Source organism: Allorhizobium paknamense (assembly GCF_030815125.1).
GTDB classification, from domain to species: Bacteria; Pseudomonadota; Alphaproteobacteria; order Rhizobiales; family Rhizobiaceae; genus Allorhizobium; species Allorhizobium paknamense.
The window spans coordinates 183657-200941 of the sequence record NZ_JAUSWH010000006.1 but is presented as its reverse complement, the minus strand read 5'-3'; the positions used below and the strand labels follow the sequence as shown (position 1 = coordinate 200941).

Below are 17285 nucleotides of genomic sequence, written 5' to 3'. Positions count from 1 at the left end.
CTCAATCCATCTTCAGCACGATCTTGCCGAAAACCTGACGGCCTTCCATACGATGCAGCGCGCGCTCGATATCGTCCAGCGTCACCAGCGTATCGATCACGGGGTGCACCACGCCGCGCGCCATCTTCTGCATGGCATTGGCCATGTTTTCCATCCGGCAGCCAAAGGAGCCCAGCAGCTTCAACTGCTGCTGGAAGAGCATCATCAGATTGACCTCGGTGGACACGCCGGAGGTGGAGCCGCAGGTCACCAGACGGCCACCGCGCTTCATGCACAGCATGGAGCCAGCCCAGGTATCCTTGCCGACATGCTCGAACACGACATCCACGCCCTTCTTCTTCGTCAGCTTGCGCACCACGCCTTCAAAGCGGTCGGTGCGGTAGTTAATGACGTGATCCGCCCCCAGCGCCTTGGCAGGCTCAATCTTGTCATCGGAGCCGACGGTGGTGATCACCGTGCAGCCGATCTTCTTGGCAAGCTGAATGGCAGCGGTGCCGATGCCGGAGCCACCGGCATGCACGAGAATGGTTTCGCCCGGCTCCAGCTTGGCATTGTCGAACAGCATGTGTTCCACTGTCCCGAAGGTCACGGGCGCAAGGGCTGCACCAATTTCATCCACGCCGGGCGGCGCGGGAACGAGCTGGCGTGCGGGCACATTCATCTTTTCCTGGGCAAAGCCGTCCAGGTGGAAGCCGTGAACGCCGCCCACATGTTCGCAGAGATTGTCGCGGCCTTCGCGGCAGGGCTTGCAGAGCCCGCAGACGCGCGCGCCGTAGATGGAAACAAGCTGCCCCGGCAGCACATTCGCCACGCCGGGACCAATCGCCTCGACCACGCCGGAGGCTTCCGCCCCGATGGTCAGCGGCAGCTTGCGCTTTGCGAAAGCCATGCCGCGCCAGCCCCAGACATCGATATGGTTCAGCGCCACCGCCTTGACGCGCAGCGTTACCTCACCCGGGCCCGGTGCTTCCGGCTCCGGAACCTCGGTGATTTCCAGCTTGCGATCTTCAAGAAGCTGCAATGCGCGCATGGGGTCTTGTCCTTTTATCTCTATTTTTTGCCCGGGCAGCAAACAGGCTTACGCCACGGCTGCCCACGCATCTCTTTCACTCAGGCGAGCGTCATCACCAGGCTGGCATTCTGACCGCCGAAGCCGAAGCTGTTGGACAGCACGGCAGAGACCTGCGCCTCCCGCTTCACATTCGGCACCACATCTAGCACGATGGATGGATCGGGATTGTTGTAATTGATCGTCGGCGGCAGCGTGCCGGTCAGCATGGTCTGGATGGAGAACACCGCCTCCACCGCACCCGCCGCCGTCAGCGTGTGGCCGATCATCGACTTGTTCGAGGAAACCGGAATCTGATCCTTCAGCCGCTCACCGAAGACGGAAAGCATGGCGCCATACTCCATCTTGTCGTTTTCCGGCGTCGAGGTGCCGTGGGCATTGATATAGCCGATTTCGTTTTCCGAAAGTCCGGCATCTTCCAGCGCCGCGCGGATCGTCGCAATCGCAGGCCCACCATCCGGCGAAGAGCGGGTGCGGTGGAAGTGATCGGCCTTTTCGCCGCATCCCTTCATAATGCCCAGCACCTTTGCGCCGCGCGCCACGGCGGCCTCCAGCGATTCCAGCACCAGGGTCGCGGCCCCCTCGGCAATCACGAAACCGTCGCGGTCCTTGCTGAAGGGCTTGGATGCCTTTTGTGGCGGATCATTCTGGGTGGAGAGCGCGGACAGCAAGGCAAACCGGATCAGCGCCTCGGCCCCAACGGAACCGTCCGTGGCGACCGTCAACGCACGGTCTGTGCGGCCCTGGCGGATCGCTTCGACGCCCAGTTGAATAGCGGTCGCACCGGACGCGCAGGCCGTGGACAGCGTCACCGGCAGGCCACGCGTACCGAAACGGTCGGCCAGCCGCTCGGAAATCGAGCCGAACTGAACGGCTTCGTTGAAGACCGGATCGGCTTTGGCGCGCACCGAGGCGAGAAGCCGCTTATAGGCATGCTCATAATCGCCATCCTCAATGCGCTCGGCCAGACGGAAGCGATCCTCCCATTCCGGCTCCACCGGCGGAGCTGCGAGGAAAAGCGGCCCTACGAAATCGCCGTTCAGCCCGGCCTGGGCCAGCGCCTCCAGCGTCGTTTCCCGCGCCATGGCATAGGAACGCTCGACGGCATTGACCGCCGGGATATCGATGAAATCCACCGTGCCGCTGATGCGGGTGTTCAGCCCGTCCGTCGGAAAGCGGGTGATGGCGTGGATACCGGAAATGCCGCCGGTAAGCTTGGCCCAATTGTCCTGCAACCCCTGACCGAGCGAGGTGATGACGCCCATGCCGGTAACGGCGACGATGGGGCGGCCGAGATGATCCTTGAAACGGCTGTCTGTCATGTCTCTTCTCCTCACGCCTCGGCGGAAAGCCGCGCCATGCCTTCGCCGCGCACATAGCCGACGGTGGTGACGATGGCTTCGGAAGCAGGGTTTTGCATCGCACCTTCGGCTTGCGGATCGAAGGGCGGGATAACCGCTTTATTGTCCAGTGCCAGGGCCGCAAGCGCCAGACCGAGCGGGAACTGCGCCTCGAGCCCATGCCCGGTCGCCCCGGCAAAGCCGCGCAGCGCAGCCTTCGGGAAGGCCTGCTGCAGAGCCTGCTTTTCTCGTGCGGTGATGTCATGCAGGCCGGTCGCGCCGGAAAGCACCAGCGTGTTTTCGCCGAGCCCGGAGCCAACGGAGGCTGCCAGACGGTTCAGCCGCTTTTCCAGTCCGCTTTCATCGCGACGGCCACGGTCCCCTTCGATGGCATTGATGGTGGCATAGATATGCGCGCCCCGCGCCTCGGCATGCGCGCGTTGCTCCAGCACCAGAAAGGCACCGATGGTGCCGAAGATCATGCCGCCGCCTTCGCCGCTCTCACGCTGCCAGAGCGGCTGCCAATCGCCACGCGCATGCGCCTGGGCGCCTTCCACCAGCAGGAAGATATCGTCGCGATCCGCCACGAAGGCGCCGCCGACCAGCGAATGGGTGGATTGCCCGGCGCGGATGCGGGCAAAGGCCGTTTCGATGGCCGTAATACCCGCAGCTTCCTCACCCATGAAGGTGCGCGAGGACCCCGTGACTTTGTGGACAATGGAAATATTGCCAGCCATCAGGTTGGAAAGCTGGGCGAGAAACAGCGTCGGGCGCAGTTCCGTCGTCAGCTTGGCATTGACCAGTGAGGCGCGATCGTTGCTTTTCAGCCCTTCAGCAACGATCAGCGTATCGACATTGACGTCGCGCTCGCCGCCACCGGCAGCAACGATCATATCCATGCTGGCGCAGGCTTCCGCATTGTCCTTCAGCCCGGCATCGTCCAGCGCAAGACCTGCGGCATACACGCCGAGGCGCTGCCAGTTTTCCATCTGGCGCTGATCGCCGCGCTTCGGGATCTGGGCGGACCAGTCGATCTCCGGCATGGGATGAATGGGGTAAGGGGCAAATCGTTCGTTTTCCACCACCGGCGACGGTGCCTTGTCCGCCGTCAGCAGCGCAAGATGCGGCGTCTTGCCGGTGCCGTGGCAAGTGACGATACCGATACCGGTAATAACGACGTCGCTCAGCGTCTTCTGCATGTCAAATCCTTCAAACAAGGGCGCAAGCCTGTGCCGCATCAACAGGGTGGGCGCGCGTCATGCTTTCGCGCGGCAAACCTGACCCCAGTGCTGCGCCTGAGCAGGTCAGGTCATCCGTTTTACCGTGACGAACTCCAGGTGAGAGTGCCCTACTCCGAAGCTTTTGCAGATGCAATAAGGCCGCGCGCAAAAGCGGCGGCCTTGATGACGATTTGGGGGAAAAGTCACTTAATGATTTTTCCTGAATGGTGCGTCAGCGCGGAGGTTCAGGAAGATGAACCTTATCCCGCAGCAGCAATCGCTTTCATCAAGCCGATCTCCTCGGCTCGGCCACGGACAATATCGCCCAGCGGCACTTCGGAAAACGGCATGGTGCGCAGCTTTAGCTGGCAATCCGCCACTTTCTTGCCTGCAGAGGTGATGCGCGCCTTGGTGACAGCAAAGCCGGACCCTTCATGCTCCAGATCCGCCTCGATATCCAGTACGGCGCGCGGCTCCACGAAACTGCGCATCTTCGCCCCGTCCACCGACATCAGGAAGGGCATGGCAACGAATTTCGTGGCTGCGAGCACGAGAAGGCCGGAAGCCTGCGCCATGGTCTCTATGAGCAGCACACCCGGCACCAGCGGCATGCCTGGAAAATGCCCTTCGAAGACGGGGCTGTTTTCCGGCACGACGGAACGGGCCGTGAGCCTGGTCAGGGGACCATCGAGGCTCACCACCTCATCGATCATCTGGAAGTATTCCAGCAGCATGGCTGATCCTCGCTGGGGACCTTCGGAAAGATCAGGCCTTGGCGGCGCGCAGTTCGTCGATCTTGGCGCAGAGGTTCTTCAGAACGAAGTATTCCTCGGTGGAAACCTTGCCTTCGTTCACTTCCTGCGTCCACTGCTCGAGCGGGATCTTGATGCCGAATTCCTTGTCGATGGCGAACACGATGTCCAGGAAGTCCAGGCTGTCGATGCCGAGATCGTCGATCGTGTGGCTTTCCGGGGTGATGGTTTCGCGGTCGATCTCGCTGGTTTCAGCAATGATGTCGGCGACCTTGTCGAAAGTGGCAGTCACAAGCATATTCCTTTTAGAAGTCCGATTCAGCGTCCCACATAGGCAAATCTCTTTCAAAAGCCAATGGTCTCTTTTATGGCGCGCGGAACAAAATGCGGGCCTGTTGCTCAAACCGCGATGGAATGGCGCGCCTTGCCATTGGCCAGGTAGGTATCGAACACGGCGGCAATGACCCGCGCGAGGGGCCTTCCCTGCTCCGTCACCACCAGACAGTCCTCCTCGATACGGCAGAGATTGTCTTCATTGGTGCTCGCAAAATCAATGGCTTCCTCGATGACGGCCTCCGCTTTGCCCGGATGAAGACGCCGCAGATCAGCGAAGGAAAGGCGGAAGTCACACATGATGGATTCGATGGCTCGCGCCCGGACGCGATCCTCCGCAGACAGTTCGATGCCACGCTGGGCAGCAAGGCCACTTTCTTCCACGCTGCGCTGATATTCGCCCGTGGCGGCGATATTCTGCACATAGCCCTGCGGCAACTGGCTGATGGAAGACGCCCCGAGCCCGATCAAGGCATCGGCGGTATCCACGGTATAACCCTGAAAATTGCGCTTCAGGCGGCCTTCGGCATCCGCTTTCGCCATGCTGTCCTCCGGCTTGGCGAAATGATCGATCCCAATGGGACGATAGCCCGCGGCCATCAGCATATCTCCCGCAAGCCGCATCTGCTCGAACCGCTGCACTGCATCGGGAAGCGCTGATTCCGGGATCATCGTCTGGTGTTTTTTCATCCACGGCACATGCGCGTAGCCAAACAGCGCCAACCGATCCGGATTGAGCGACAGGACCTGGTTGACCGTCTTTTCCAGCGTGTCCAGCGTCTGGTAAGGCAGTCCGTAGAGCAGATCGCAATTGACGGATTGAACACCCCTCGCCCGCACGGCTTCGATTGCCGCCCGCGTCTGCTCGAAGGTCTGGATGCGGTTGATCGAGGCCTGCACCTTCGGTTCGAAATCCTGGATACCAAGGCTTGCCCGGGTCAGCCCCATGGACGCCAGCCCATCATAGCGCTGATCATCCAGATCGTTGGGATCCATCTCGACGCTGATCTCCACATTCCCGGCAAAATGGAAGGCCCGGCGCAGCCGCTGCATCACGGCCTGCATGTCCTCAGGTGTCAGCATGGTGGGCGAGCCGCCGCCAAAATGCACGGCGCTGACACTGGCGCGCGCCCCCACCAAGGAGCCAACCCTGTCAATTTCGAGATAAAGCGCCTGAAGATAGGTTGCAATAGGCTCATATCGCAACGTATGCTTCGTATGACAGGCGCAGAACCAGCAAAGCCGGTCGCAATAGGGAATGTGCAGGTATAGGGAAATCTTGCTCCCGACCTTAAGCTCGCAAAGCCATTGCGCATATTTGCCGCAGTTCACACCGCTGTGAAAATGCGGTGCGGTAGGATAGCTCGTATAGCGGGGAACCGGAGCGGCATATTTGGCCAGGAGCGCATGGGCGGACATGGAAGGAACTCTTCAAGGATTTGTCTTGGCCCAAGGTCTTAGGGCCAATTTTGGGTATCAACTTTGACTTCGATCAATTTGTGCTAGGCTTCTTGCGGTTAAACAATTTTGGATAGTTGAAATTTCGGGAGCCAGCCCCAAGGGCGCTTCCGGGACACGAGATCGAAACAGGCGCTTTGGCATAGTGGGTGGCGGACAAATGGATATGCAAGGCAAGCGAATGAATGCAGAGGCCGAAGCGCCTCAGGTGTGCAAGGCCTGCGAAGCCCGGCATGGTGGAGTATGCTCTACCTTGTCGGTTCTGCAATTGATCGAACTCAACCGGCATTCGACACGCCGCCGCGTGGGCGCAGGCGATGAGGTGATCGGCCAGGGCGAGCAGATTTCCACCTACAGCAACATTCTGAACGGGGTGGTGAAACTCTCCAAAATGATGGCTGATGGCCGCCAGCAGATCGTTGGCCTGCAATTCGCTCCCGATTTCATGGGCCGCCCTTTCCTCAAGGAAAGCAGCCTGACGGCGGAAGCTGCCACCGATGCCGAAATCTGCGCCTTCCCCCGCGCCGTCATCGACCGGATCGTCAACGAATCGCCTGACTTCGAACACAAGCTGCATACTCAGTCTCTGAAGGAGCTGGATGAAGCCCGCGACTGGATGCTGACGCTGGGCCGCAAGACAGCCCAGGAAAAAGTGGCAAGCTTTCTCTACCTGATCGCCACTCACATCAATCCGATGGAAAAGTTTTCCAAAAGCTTCGACCTGCCGCTCTCGCGTGCCGACATCGCTGACTTTCTGGGCCTGACGATCGAAACGGTCAGCCGTCAGATGACGAAGCTGCGCAAGGATGGCGTCATTGTTATCGAGAACAACCGCCATGTCACCGTTCCCGATGCCCACCGGCTGAAGGATGCAGCAGGCGTGGATTGAGCATGGCGCTCACGATCGTCCGCTATCCGCACCCCGCACTGGCAACGGTCTGCGAACCGGTTTCAGCCTTCGATGCGGACCTTAAAGCCTTTGCAGACGCGCTTTACGCCACCATGATCGCCGCGCCAGGCATCGGCATCACGGCTGCCCATGTCGGCGATCGCCGGCGATTGACGATCATTGACCTGCCGGATTTTGGCGGCAGACGGGATTTCGTCAATCCGGTCATCCTCTCCTTTTCACAAGAGACGATGGAGCATGAAGAAGGCAGCGTCTCCATGCCGGGCGCGGTGGAAAAAGTCACCCGCCCCCGAAACATTACGCTTCGTTATCAGACGCTGGACGGCGAAGAGCGCCAGGAAACCGCCTCGGGTTTTGCTGCCATCTGCCTGCAACATGAAATCGACCAGCTGGACGGCATCTTCTGGCTTCAGCGCCTTTCGCGGCTAAAACGCGACCGCCTGCTGAAGAAATGGCAAAAGCGCTGACAAAGCCCCTTCTTCGAAGGTCCATGAACCAAAACCTCTCTCAAGCGTTGTCAGAACAAACGTGAGAGCGCTGCCCTTGAACAAGGGAGCATGGTTTACCGCCGCCTTCGGCTCTTGAGCACGAAAGCAGGCACGCAAGAGGAGATGCGTCATGGCTCATCCGAAAACGAAAAACGCTGTTGCCGGAGAAGAAGATTTTCGAGATCAGGAAGAGCGCGATCTTCGGGACGGCTGGCCCTATTCCGATCAGGAAGGCGCTGTGTCGCAACCCGCGGAAAATCGTGCCTATGGCGAAACACCCGCCAATTTCGATCGCGACTCCAACCCAGGCTATCGCGTGGACGAAACAGACGCCGATGGGCAGGAAGAACGCCTGCATGATCGCCTTTTGCCCGAAACTCAAGGCCGCGAAGACGCCGACGAAATTGAAAGCCGTCTTCAGGAGCGCCTGGAACTTGTCGATAACGCCGACTTCTCAAACGTGGAGCTACATGTCGAAGGCCATAGCGTCACCATGACCGGCACTGTCGACACCAACGAGGAACGCCGCATCGCTGCCCGTATGGCACTTGGCGTCACCGGTATCCGCCACGTGATCAACCAGATCGAAACACTGGGCGTGGACACCCACCAACCCGACGACGATTGAAAAAGTTCAGCGGAAGAACCTGGATAAAAGCAAGAACCCGGCTCAAGGCCGGGTTCTTTGGTGCGGTCGAGACGAATGTAACGGACGAGACAACGCCTGCAAAATATGGTGTGATGTGTCCCAGGCACCCCATTCCCATTCCCTTGGAAAAACAATAGTTTACAGAGAGCGTGTCCCACGTTTGAAACGCGAGAATTGAGCTGGAAAAATCAGAGCCTTGTGCAATCGATCTTCTTTTTCTTGATTTAATGAAGCCTATTGAGAAGCGTGGGTAACGCATAATAGGCACCTACTGTAGCGCCCTTTTTGCTAAGCCTGCCCAATGACCTCGGACTTTGTCAGCAAAAGTAGCTGACATGGTCCCTTCCCAATCTCACTCATTCAAACTCGCATTTTTTCACGAGTCGAAATTTTGTTTAAAAACGCACCGAAATGTCGCCGCACCGCCAAAAAAAATTTACTCACACTCCAAACAAGATTAGATGCTACCTAGCTGCAAACAGTATGAATTAGATAAATCTAATGCAAGTTTTGCAAAAAGGGTCGCCCGTAAGTGACATTTGATAACACCCACAGATGACGCCCGCTTTCAATCCGAACGGTCTCATCTAAATATCACCTTTGCATTACTGCAAGATAAAAAAGAAGTCAGACGCCACATGAAAAAAGAAGATAAACTGGACACAATTCTTGCAGAAATTCAGAGAAGCAGAGCTGAAATAAATGCACTTAACGCAGAAATTGCGGTTATGCAAAGCAATATTAATTTATTAACATCTCGCCACAGGAAAAATTTATTTTATAAAATAGCGAGACCCTTAATAACGTGTATCGACAGGGTAAGATTCGGCAGTGCACCAAAGTTTTTTGATGAAAATTGGTACGTTTCCACCTATCCCGATGTCGCTAATGCGGGAATTAATCCTTGGGTTCACTTCCGGAAGTATGGCGAACAGGAAGGGCGTGATCCGAACCCTCTTTTTTCAACTGTTTATTATCTCGAAGCATATGCGGACGTCAAACAGAAGGGGATGTCTCCGCTCGCGCATTATATGAAGTTTGGAGCCAAGGAAGGCCGTAATCCTCACTCATTTTTTGATAGCGGCTGGTATCTTGACACTTATCCTGATGTCAAAAAGCAGGGAATGAACCCTCTTCTTCATTTCTTACGACACGGAATTCAAGAAGGGCGGATGCCCAACAGTATGTTTGACTCTGAATGGTATCTGAAGCTCCGGCCAGATGTCCAGGCAGCAAACATGAGCGCAATTTATCATTATGTGTATTACGGCATAAAAGAAGGTCAGCCTTGGCGTCCGAATCCGGGTGCACGCACCGACACGTTCGTGAGCTTCAATGCGGGGAAAAACAGTTATTCGCTCTCACTTGATCGAATGCCGTATACATATATCCCCTTAAGACCCCGCCCATCGGCTTTGGAGTTTATCCAGAGGAACTCCGCACAGATTAAGTTCAGTATCATTGTGCCCGTCTATAACACGCCTATTGGCTTGCTAGACAAGGCCTACGAAAGCGTTAAATCGCAATGGTACCCCAACTGGGAACTGATATTCGTAGATGATCATAGCACTGAAGCACGGGTGCCCTCTGATCTCGCCCGAATTAGCCGGGGGGACTCGCGCGTTAAGCTCGTAGAGACTCCTTCAAATCAGGGGATCGCAGGGGCTACCAATGTAGGGATATCAGCGGCACGCGGTGACTACATCGTCTTTCTTGATCACGATGACGAGTTGACGAGCGACTGCCTATATGAACTGGCCAAACGAATCCACGAAACGACGGCTGATTTCATTTACTCCGACGAGGACAAAATCGACGAGCACGGGAATTTCGTCCAGCCGTTTTTCAAGCCGGATTGGTCTCCCGACACGCTAATGTCAACGATGTACACCTGCCACGTTTCATGCGTCAAACGCTCTTTGGCGCTTAGCGCAGGCCCGCTTGATCCTAGTTTGGATGGAGCTCAAGATTGGGATTTTATCCTCAAAGTCAGCGAGAAAGCCTCCAGAATTGAGCACATTGCGAAAGTGCTGTATCATTGGAGAATAATTCCCAATTCGATAGCGGCAGATCTCAATGCGAAGCCTAAAGCTGTCGAACATGGGAGATTGGCGAGGAGCAACGCGCTTAAGCGCAGAAATCACTCGGGTTCGATGGTCCATGTGGATGCCCTTCCTAGCCACTACACCCCCGTTTATCTTCCGAAGCCAGGCACCCTTGTTTCCATAATCATCCCGACGAAAAACAATTTCCCCTATTTATCGGAGTGCATTTCCAGCATTCTGAGCAATACCCTTTACAAAAATTTTGAAATCGTCGTGATTAACAACGGCTCCTCCGAAGAAAGAACAATTAATTATCTGGACGAGATAAACCGTAACTCGGCAATAACCGTCCTAACTCGTGACGCACCGTTCAATTTTTCCGAGTTATGCAATTATGGGGCATCCAAGGCTGCTGGAGATGTCTACGTCTTCCTGAATGACGACACAGAAATTTTGGAAGGAGATTGGCTGGGCGCAATTACCGGTCACGCGCAGCTTGCACACGCTGGCGCAGTAGGAGCAAAACTTATTTACGGTGAGGAAAACTCAATTCAGCATAATGGTATACTGAATCTGCAGCCGGGCCCTTGTCATGCATTTGCTCGCCAAACTCCCGATTTTCCTGGCTATTTTGGTCGCTCGGTACTGCCTTACAACTGGATTGCTGTAACCGGCGCTTTGATGGCGATCGAGAAACACAAGTTTTGGAGTGTAGGTGGTTTCGATGAGGGCTTTCCGGTCGCATATAATGACATTGACCTGTGTTTCCGGCTGAAAAAGGCGGGTTGGCACAACGTCAATCTGCCCATTGTTCAAGTTATCCATCATGAATCGGTCTCCCGCGGAATTGATCACGAAAACTCGGAAAAATTCGAAAGGCTCAAACAGGAAAGGCACAATCTTTACTGCAAGCATCCGGACCTTTTCCAGCATGATCCCTACTATAACGTGAACATGCACCCCTTGGACGTACAGTTTGATTTAGCCACCAAATGGAGACCGTTTTAATCAAACGAGACAAGGGGTTATTAAAGCCAATCCGCGGTGCGTTGAAAGCAGGAGAATATGAATTTGAACGAGCGGCTCGACATTTTTTCGGAATACAATAAGTTGCAGCATACAATCGACGCTGTCACGTTTGATTTCTTTGACACGCTATTTGTGCGGCCTCTTCGCGACCCCGAAGACCTGTTTGACGGAATTGGGCAAAAATTCAAAATAGAGAATTTCAGGGCGCTCCGTCAAAATGCTCAAAGGCTTGGGTTCGAGAAAATGCATTCGGAAAACAGGAAGGAAATTCTGTTTGACGATATATATACATGCTTTGACCTACCTGTTTTAACAAAGCAAAAAGTCAGAGATTTTGAAGTTGAACTGGAGGAAATGCTTTTACATCCAAACAGCGAAATGATTGAATTTTATCAGTTTTGTCGAAAGACAAAGAAGGTCGCTGTAATTTCGGACATGTACCTTCCAAAGGATTTTTTCGAGAGGCTGCTCGCCAGGCACCAATTGGAGTTTGACGAGATCTTTGTTTCCTGTGATCTGAACGCGACCAAACGCGATGACGGAGAAATTTTTTCGTTGGCCGCGCGATCCTTGGGCGTCGATCCTGCCCGTATCCTACACATCGGCGACAGCCTCAGATCAGACGTAGAACGAGCAAAAGAGAAATTGTTCAACACGTTCCACTACGTTGAGTTGAGAGACGAACCGAAAACTCCTGCCGGATTTTCAGAATCTCTAGCGTTTTCTCTTTACAGGACTGAAAAAACGACATTCGCGGATAATTTTGAGGAGATCGGCTTTAAGTATGGGGGGCCAGCATTATCTGCTTTTGTGGGATTCCTTGAGACTGAAGCAAAAAAAGATGACATTGATCATCTGTTATTCGTATCACGCGACGGGTATATTCTAAATGAAGTCAGCAAAGACCTCTTTGAATGCCATGATATAAAAACGAATTATTTTAAAGGCTCTCGAACATCGTTTAATATGAGTGCCATTACGCTCGACAACTTTGATGAGTTTTTGCCTTTTCTTGTCTCAGGTTGCTTTGGGTTAAGTACCCACGAAGTCCTAGAGCGGATTGACGTCGAATGCCCATCCCCGAAGTTTCTTAGCGACATTGGGCTAGGCGACGATGTGCCGATAACGCAAGAAAACCTGGATAAGCTCTTGGACTTCTTGGTAGCGTATAAGTGGCCCATAATTAATCGCGCGGCAGAAAACAGGAAGGCGCTGTTTAACTACCTGACAAGTCTTGGCATCAAACAGGGAACGAAGATCGGCTTGGTTGACGTAGGATGGTCGGGAACGACTTTGGAAGCCCTATCACGGGCACTTACCGAATTGCTCGACGTCGAATTGGTAGGATACTTTCTTTGCCTTGTTGACACGCCTGAGCGGGTAGAACGCAGCAAAACGTTGCGGATGAAGAGTTTGCTGAATAGCGATAAGTTTGCTGAAAGCAAGATCCGATCAATTTACCAAAATCGTGTGATTGCGGAATTGATGTTTACAGCGCCACATGCCTCAGTGATCGGCTACTCTTATAGCTCTTCTGAAAGCGAAATTGGCTTTGTCCTCGATAAGGGTCGTTCTCTGACTCAGGTAGAAAACAGAGCAAGTCCGTCTTTGATGCGCGGAATGGCTAAATTTTATGAAAAGTACCGTAATTTGCATCTGAAACTTGGATTACAAATCCCCCCAATAGACGCCATCCAACCGTTTATAGAATATCTATCAAGCGCAACCAAAGAGCAGCTGGCCCAATTTGAAGAGGTGAAAAACTTCGATGCATGGGGTAGTTCCAAAAACTTCGACCTGCTTGCAACGGCGACCTTAGGCTGAAAATACATGACAAAATAAGCCGCCCCTATTAGGGGGGCGGCTTTGAAAATGCACGGCCATATGAACACGTAATGACTCAGAAAAACCCGTGTTCATCAATAATTTCAGCAACGGCAGCGCCGTTTATAAGCTTGGTGCGTATGCCGGATTCATTCGAAACTGCCTGCAATGCACGCTCCAGTACTTGAGGCCAAATATCCTGGGGAATGATCAACACTCCCTCGGAATCTGCAAAAATTACATCATCGTTTGAGGCGGACACTCCCCCGACCGTAATTGGCAAATTGTAAGATAATGTGGTGCCTTCATATTTGATGTCATTGCTCCACGCGCCACGCGCATAAACTGGCATTCCCATGGCTTTCACATGACTTACGTCGCGCGTAAAACCATCCACCAAAACACCGACCGCACCGGCACGGATTGCAAGATGGCAATTTAAATCGCCGAAATAGGCGCGCCCTGGAACTTCATTTTCGACAACAATCACATCTCCAGTGCGTACAAAGCTGTACGACTTAAGCGCCTTATATATCCCCTTCCAAGCGTCACTTTCGTGGATGTTCCGCTCTTCCGCTCGCAAACCGCCCAAGCGCAAGGTTTTGACACGCCCGAGAATCTTACCTTCTGATATCTCGCGCAATGCTGGGTCCAGCATGAACGAATATCCCATCTCTTTGGAAACATCTGAAATAATTGACGATGAAAGATGATGCTTGATCAAGCGAAAGTAGTTGAACTCTCGCATGCGTCGGCCCAGACAGATGGTCTCAGCCAACTCCAAATCTGCCTCATAGTTGATATCGAGATCTTCGATTTCGGCGAGTTCAAATAGCAGAGGAGAGGTGCCAAAGCGACGCTTGTTAAACGCCTCACTTGTTCTCCTCACCATATAAAGGCTCATGCATTCCAAGGTGATTTGCTTCAGGTCACTGCTGTTCGGAATACGGCCTGTTCCGTAGCTCGGTCTTCCTTCATCCCAAGAATATTGGCGAACCTTACGCGTCGCAACCAGACTATCGTTTTCCGGGTGAGCCAACAGCTCCTCAATTGCGCGCGATATGCCAACTTCATCGAGAAAAGGGGCAGTGCACAGCGCTTGTATCACGATATCTGCATCTGGCGTGGCAGCACACTCATTAGCGAACATCTCATGTCCATCAGTGGCATTAGTTGCCAGCGTAGGATCCCTCTTCAGAACTTTGACAGGCAGGCCTTCTGCAAGAGCAATTATTTCATCGGATTCGGTGTCGAGCCAGACCTCGTCAATCAGCGGGCATCGTAGGAGTTGTTTTAGTTTCCTGCGGAACAATAAATCGCCATCCAGAATTCTCGTGTTCTTCGACGGAACACGAGAACTTTCACCCTTTGCAGGCACAAAGGCGACTATTTTCAGCTTCTTGTCTGTCAGCGTCATTTTGGCATTTTACCTTTTAAATAATTGGACGCAAAACTCAGTGGCGCCATTTTCGGTAGCCGCATGAATTAGCTCTCGGTCCCCCTGCTTCGTCCTTCATGCTTTCCATGGCGCTGCCAGTGATCGAGCGGATCAACGCCCGCCTCTGCTACGTCCGGATTCGCTATCAGGTATTTTACAGGATTTATCTCCCAAACCACCTCTGAATTTTTTTTAAGCCCCCACGCTCCGATATAGCTAGTGCCATGTCTTTTGCGAGTGTAACTAACCACCCAAGTAGCAACTATTTCAGCAGAAGCTTTTGCGTCAGCGTGAGCTTTTTCCAGTGCCATATGAGCGTTCTGAGTCTCTTGAACGATACCTTCAATCAACTCTATTTGCGCTTTAAGGCTTTCGATTTCTTGATGAAGGATATCCTGAGTTATTGCGTTTTCTTCAGCGGCCGTTTTGATACGCTGACGCATTTCCTCAATCAGTCGTTGATAATCCTTTTCCTTTTCTACGCTCTTTTGTATATCTTGCGTAAGTTTTTCAATTTCCCGATGAGCTGATTTCAGCTCCTCTTCAGATTTTAGAATCAGATCTTCGACCGTGCGTTTAAATTTTGTTTCGATCCTTGAAACCAAATCTCCGTCAACTTGGTCCAAGCCGATCCTGTTTTGTAGTTCAGACTCCAGTTTCCGGTGAGACTCCCTAAGAAACTGATGAAAATTCTCCTCAATATCTGCCGCCAAGCCGCCTCCGAATTGCCTGAAACCAATTCTGCTCTGCAACTCGGTTTCCAAGATGCGATTAGAGTCTGCAATTCGGTCACTGACTGCATCTGCAATGCTGGTGACAAGATCGTGTCCAGCGTGCTTCAAGCCAATTCTACTTTCAAGCTCAGCTTCCAGGCTTCTGCGTGATTCACCAATAGCCTCCCGGACCGCTTCCTCGATGTTGGCCGCTAGATCGCCATCAACACGCTTCAAGCCAATTGTGCTCTGCAATCTTGCTTCTAATGCGTGAGCGGTATCAGCAAGGATTTCATTAAATCGTCCTTCGATATTTGCGGCTAAATCGCCCCCAATCTGCTTCAAACCAATTCTGCCGTGCAATTCCGCCTCTAAGGCGTGGTTTGCTTCAGTGACGATTTCTGATGCAATAGAGTTCCAGCAATCAGCGCCCAGGAGTGATTTGATTCGTCCGGCAGACCAATTATCTGGTCGTCCTTTCGCAAAAGATTCAAGCAGGCGGTAACTCTGCAATCGTCTCTTTGCGTCTTCTGATTGATAGGGCCTGTACTCTTTGAAAAGCGCCAGATGTCGCGCAAGATCAGCCACCTTCAAACGACAAGGCACATCGTCCGTTAAGCCGACGAATTCGTCCCGAAACAGATTTACTATTAAAGATCTTGCTCTCCTAAATTTCTTTTCCCAATCAACGTGGTTTATGGCATCGTTGAGAGCAGTGCCTAAACTGTAATCTTCTGTTACATCGTATGTGATGTTTCTTCCGGTAAAAAAACTATTGGAAAGAGTCACAACCGGTTTTTCATATATGAAACCGTATACTTGAGTTGTCGAAATTGGAGTTACAATGACGTCACTTGCCTCGATTAACTCTCTAAAATCTGCGTCTTTCACATTCAGTATATTTATATTTTCATGATCATTGGCTAAATCATACGGTGATGCTGGATGGGCCTTGTTTATAAGCATCGCGCCTGGATGATTAGAGCTTAGAGCGCTTGCAACAGCTTGAGCCGCCTCTTGAGATGACAAATGCGCGCGAGCAAATCTCCCTCCCAATGCTTTATCTCTAAAAGCTAGTCCGCTACCTAGATCAAAGGCTCCAAGAAACAATACCTTCGGACCGCCGCCCGATGCCTTCTCAGCGATTAATGCAGCACCTAAGTTCGCTTGTGATTTTTTATAATTTCGTTCTTTCGTATTTTTATAGTAATTCTTGATGATTTCCCATTCTTTGGCGACTTCTTTTTCAGAAACCTTGCTCTGTATGAATGATAGCTTTGTTCCTATATTACTGACTATACACTGACCCAACAAATTGAGCATCAACGTGTTTTCGGTAAGGCCACGCTCAGCCACATAACTTGGCGTTTGAGTCAAATTTGCTATACGTAACAACAATCTTGAGAACGGCGCTGTTGACCCCCATACAATAATCACTGAGGGCTGCATTATCTCGAATGATTTCTCCCAAAATCTTGCCGCCTTTAGTATATTGAATTCGGTTTCAAACGTCGGCTTAGCGCCTGTCCAAAAACTTTCCGTCTCGAGCAACTCAGGCAAGCTGGTTAGTGTCATTGGCAGCGATGACGCTCCAGGTATTTCTACCAGCTCCTGACCTTGGGCAACGAGACTGACCGATACAGCAATATGTTCAAACCCGGCATATCTTGTATAATCTCCGGGCGAACCTATTACTACTAACTGGTGACCATATTTTTTAATTATTAATCCGATTTCAGAAATCGATTCGTAAATTTTATCGCCGCATTCTAAAAAGCAGCACCACCATATTACATTGCTAACGCTTTTTTTTGCTTCCATTTCTTCTAACTTATCTGCTCACAGTTTTTGTATTTTATGTTCAGGCAATTGAGCAGCTTAGCTCAAGGGGCTTTTGAGGTTGGCGTTAGAACGCTTGTTTCATGGTCAGATTTGGCGATCAGCAGGTTTATTAGCATTATCCTACTTCGATTGGGTTAAATTTAAATAGCCCATGGGCTGACAAGGCTCGCAAAAA

Annotated in this window: 13 protein-coding genes; 5 read left to right on the top strand and 8 right to left on the bottom strand. The window is 52.6% G+C overall.

The features are described from left to right. Position 1: 1 nt before the first annotated feature. From QO005_RS11985 to hemN, 6 genes are all read right to left on the bottom strand, one after another. Positions 2–1030 carry a zinc-binding dehydrogenase gene (locus tag QO005_RS11985; RefSeq protein ID WP_307158267.1) on the bottom strand — a complete coding sequence of 343 codons (1029 nt, stop codon included), beginning with the start codon at positions 1028–1030 and terminating at the stop codon, positions 2–4. Positions 1031–1110: 80 nt separating this feature from the next. Next, positions 1111–2391, bottom strand: coding sequence for a beta-ketoacyl-ACP synthase (locus tag QO005_RS11980; protein WP_307158266.1), 1281 nt, complete (start codon positions 2389–2391; stop codon positions 1111–1113). Between the two features lie 11 nt (positions 2392–2402). Continuing rightward, entirely contained in the window at positions 2403–3608 is a 1206-nt protein-coding gene (locus QO005_RS11975; RefSeq protein WP_307158265.1) for a beta-ketoacyl-ACP synthase, read from the bottom strand. A 281-nt stretch (positions 3609–3889) separates the two neighbouring features. Continuing rightward, positions 3890–4363, bottom strand: coding sequence for a 3-hydroxyacyl-ACP dehydratase FabZ family protein (locus tag QO005_RS11970; RefSeq protein WP_307158264.1), 474 nt, complete (start codon positions 4361–4363; stop codon positions 3890–3892). A 31-nt stretch (positions 4364–4394) separates the two neighbouring features. After that, positions 4395–4679 carry an acyl carrier protein gene (locus QO005_RS11965; RefSeq protein ID WP_307158263.1) on the bottom strand — a complete coding sequence of 95 codons (285 nt, stop codon included), beginning with the start codon at positions 4677–4679 and terminating at the stop codon, positions 4395–4397. 101 nt (positions 4680–4780) lie between these two features. After that, positions 4781–6133: an oxygen-independent coproporphyrinogen III oxidase gene (gene hemN, locus QO005_RS11960; RefSeq protein ID WP_307158262.1), complete on the bottom strand. Its 1353-nt coding sequence runs from the start codon at positions 6131–6133 to the stop codon at positions 4781–4783. A gap of 199 nt (positions 6134–6332) precedes the next feature. Between hemN and QO005_RS11955 the strand changes: the two genes are divergently transcribed. The 5 genes from QO005_RS11955 (at position 6333) to QO005_RS11935 (ending at position 13117) form a co-directional block, all read left to right on the top strand. Continuing rightward, positions 6333–7061, top strand: coding sequence for a Crp/Fnr family transcriptional regulator (locus QO005_RS11955; protein ID WP_307158261.1), 729 nt, complete (start codon positions 6333–6335; stop codon positions 7059–7061). A 2-nt stretch (positions 7062–7063) separates the two neighbouring features. After that, positions 7064–7549, top strand: coding sequence for a peptide deformylase (locus tag QO005_RS11950; RefSeq protein WP_307158260.1), 486 nt, complete (start codon positions 7064–7066; stop codon positions 7547–7549). A 151-nt stretch (positions 7550–7700) separates the two neighbouring features. Continuing rightward, entirely contained in the window at positions 7701–8198 is a 498-nt protein-coding gene (locus QO005_RS11945) for a BON domain-containing protein (protein ID WP_307158259.1), read from the top strand. A 659-nt stretch (positions 8199–8857) separates the two neighbouring features. Further along, a complete protein-coding gene (locus QO005_RS11940; protein WP_307158258.1) occupies positions 8858–11272 on the top strand; it encodes a glycosyltransferase family 2 protein in 2415 nt (804 codons plus the stop codon). A 57-nt stretch (positions 11273–11329) separates the two neighbouring features. Continuing rightward, positions 11330–13117, top strand: a complete 1788-nt coding sequence (locus QO005_RS11935; RefSeq protein WP_307158257.1) for an HAD family hydrolase — start codon at positions 11330–11332, stop codon at positions 13115–13117. Positions 13118–13193: 76 nt separating this feature from the next. Here QO005_RS11935 and QO005_RS11930 read toward each other — a convergent pair whose 3' ends face one another. Both QO005_RS11930 and QO005_RS11925 read right to left on the bottom strand, forming a co-directional pair. Then, positions 13194–14534, bottom strand: coding sequence for an RraA family protein (locus tag QO005_RS11930; protein ID WP_307158256.1), 1341 nt, complete (start codon positions 14532–14534; stop codon positions 13194–13196). Positions 14535–14602: 68 nt separating this feature from the next. Further along, positions 14603–17089 carry a hypothetical protein gene (locus tag QO005_RS11925; protein ID WP_307158255.1) on the bottom strand — a complete coding sequence of 829 codons (2487 nt, stop codon included), beginning with the start codon at positions 17087–17089 and terminating at the stop codon, positions 14603–14605. Positions 17090–17285 lie beyond the last annotated feature (196 nt).

Coding starts and splice junctions, on each gene's coding strand:
- QO005_RS11965 (WP_307158263.1), bottom strand. CDS start 4,679: ATGCTTGTGACTGCCACTTTCGACAAGGTCGCCGACATCATTGCTGAA.
- QO005_RS11975 (WP_307158265.1), bottom strand. CDS start 3,608: ATGCAGAAGACGCTGAGCGACGTCGTTATTACCGGTATCGGTATCGTC.
- QO005_RS11945 (WP_307158259.1), top strand. CDS start 7,701: ATGGCTCATCCGAAAACGAAAAACGCTGTTGCCGGAGAAGAAGATTTT.
- QO005_RS11940 (WP_307158258.1), top strand. CDS start 8,858: ATGAAAAAAGAAGATAAACTGGACACAATTCTTGCAGAAATTCAGAGA.
- QO005_RS11985 (WP_307158267.1), bottom strand. CDS start 1,030: ATGCGCGCATTGCAGCTTCTTGAAGATCGCAAGCTGGAAATCACCGAG.
- QO005_RS11925 (WP_307158255.1), bottom strand. CDS start 17,089: ATGGAAGCAAAAAAAAGCGTTAGCAATGTAATATGGTGGTGCTGCTTT.
- QO005_RS11950 (WP_307158260.1), top strand. CDS start 7,064: ATGGCGCTCACGATCGTCCGCTATCCGCACCCCGCACTGGCAACGGTC.
- QO005_RS11935 (WP_307158257.1), top strand. CDS start 11,330: ATGAATTTGAACGAGCGGCTCGACATTTTTTCGGAATACAATAAGTTG.
- hemN (WP_307158262.1), bottom strand. CDS start 6,133: ATGTCCGCCCATGCGCTCCTGGCCAAATATGCCGCTCCGGTTCCCCGC.
- QO005_RS11970 (WP_307158264.1), bottom strand. CDS start 4,363: ATGCTGCTGGAATACTTCCAGATGATCGATGAGGTGGTGAGCCTCGAT.
- QO005_RS11980 (WP_307158266.1), bottom strand. CDS start 2,391: ATGACAGACAGCCGTTTCAAGGATCATCTCGGCCGCCCCATCGTCGCC.
- QO005_RS11930 (WP_307158256.1), bottom strand. CDS start 14,534: ATGACGCTGACAGACAAGAAGCTGAAAATAGTCGCCTTTGTGCCTGCA.
- QO005_RS11955 (WP_307158261.1), top strand. CDS start 6,333: ATGGATATGCAAGGCAAGCGAATGAATGCAGAGGCCGAAGCGCCTCAG.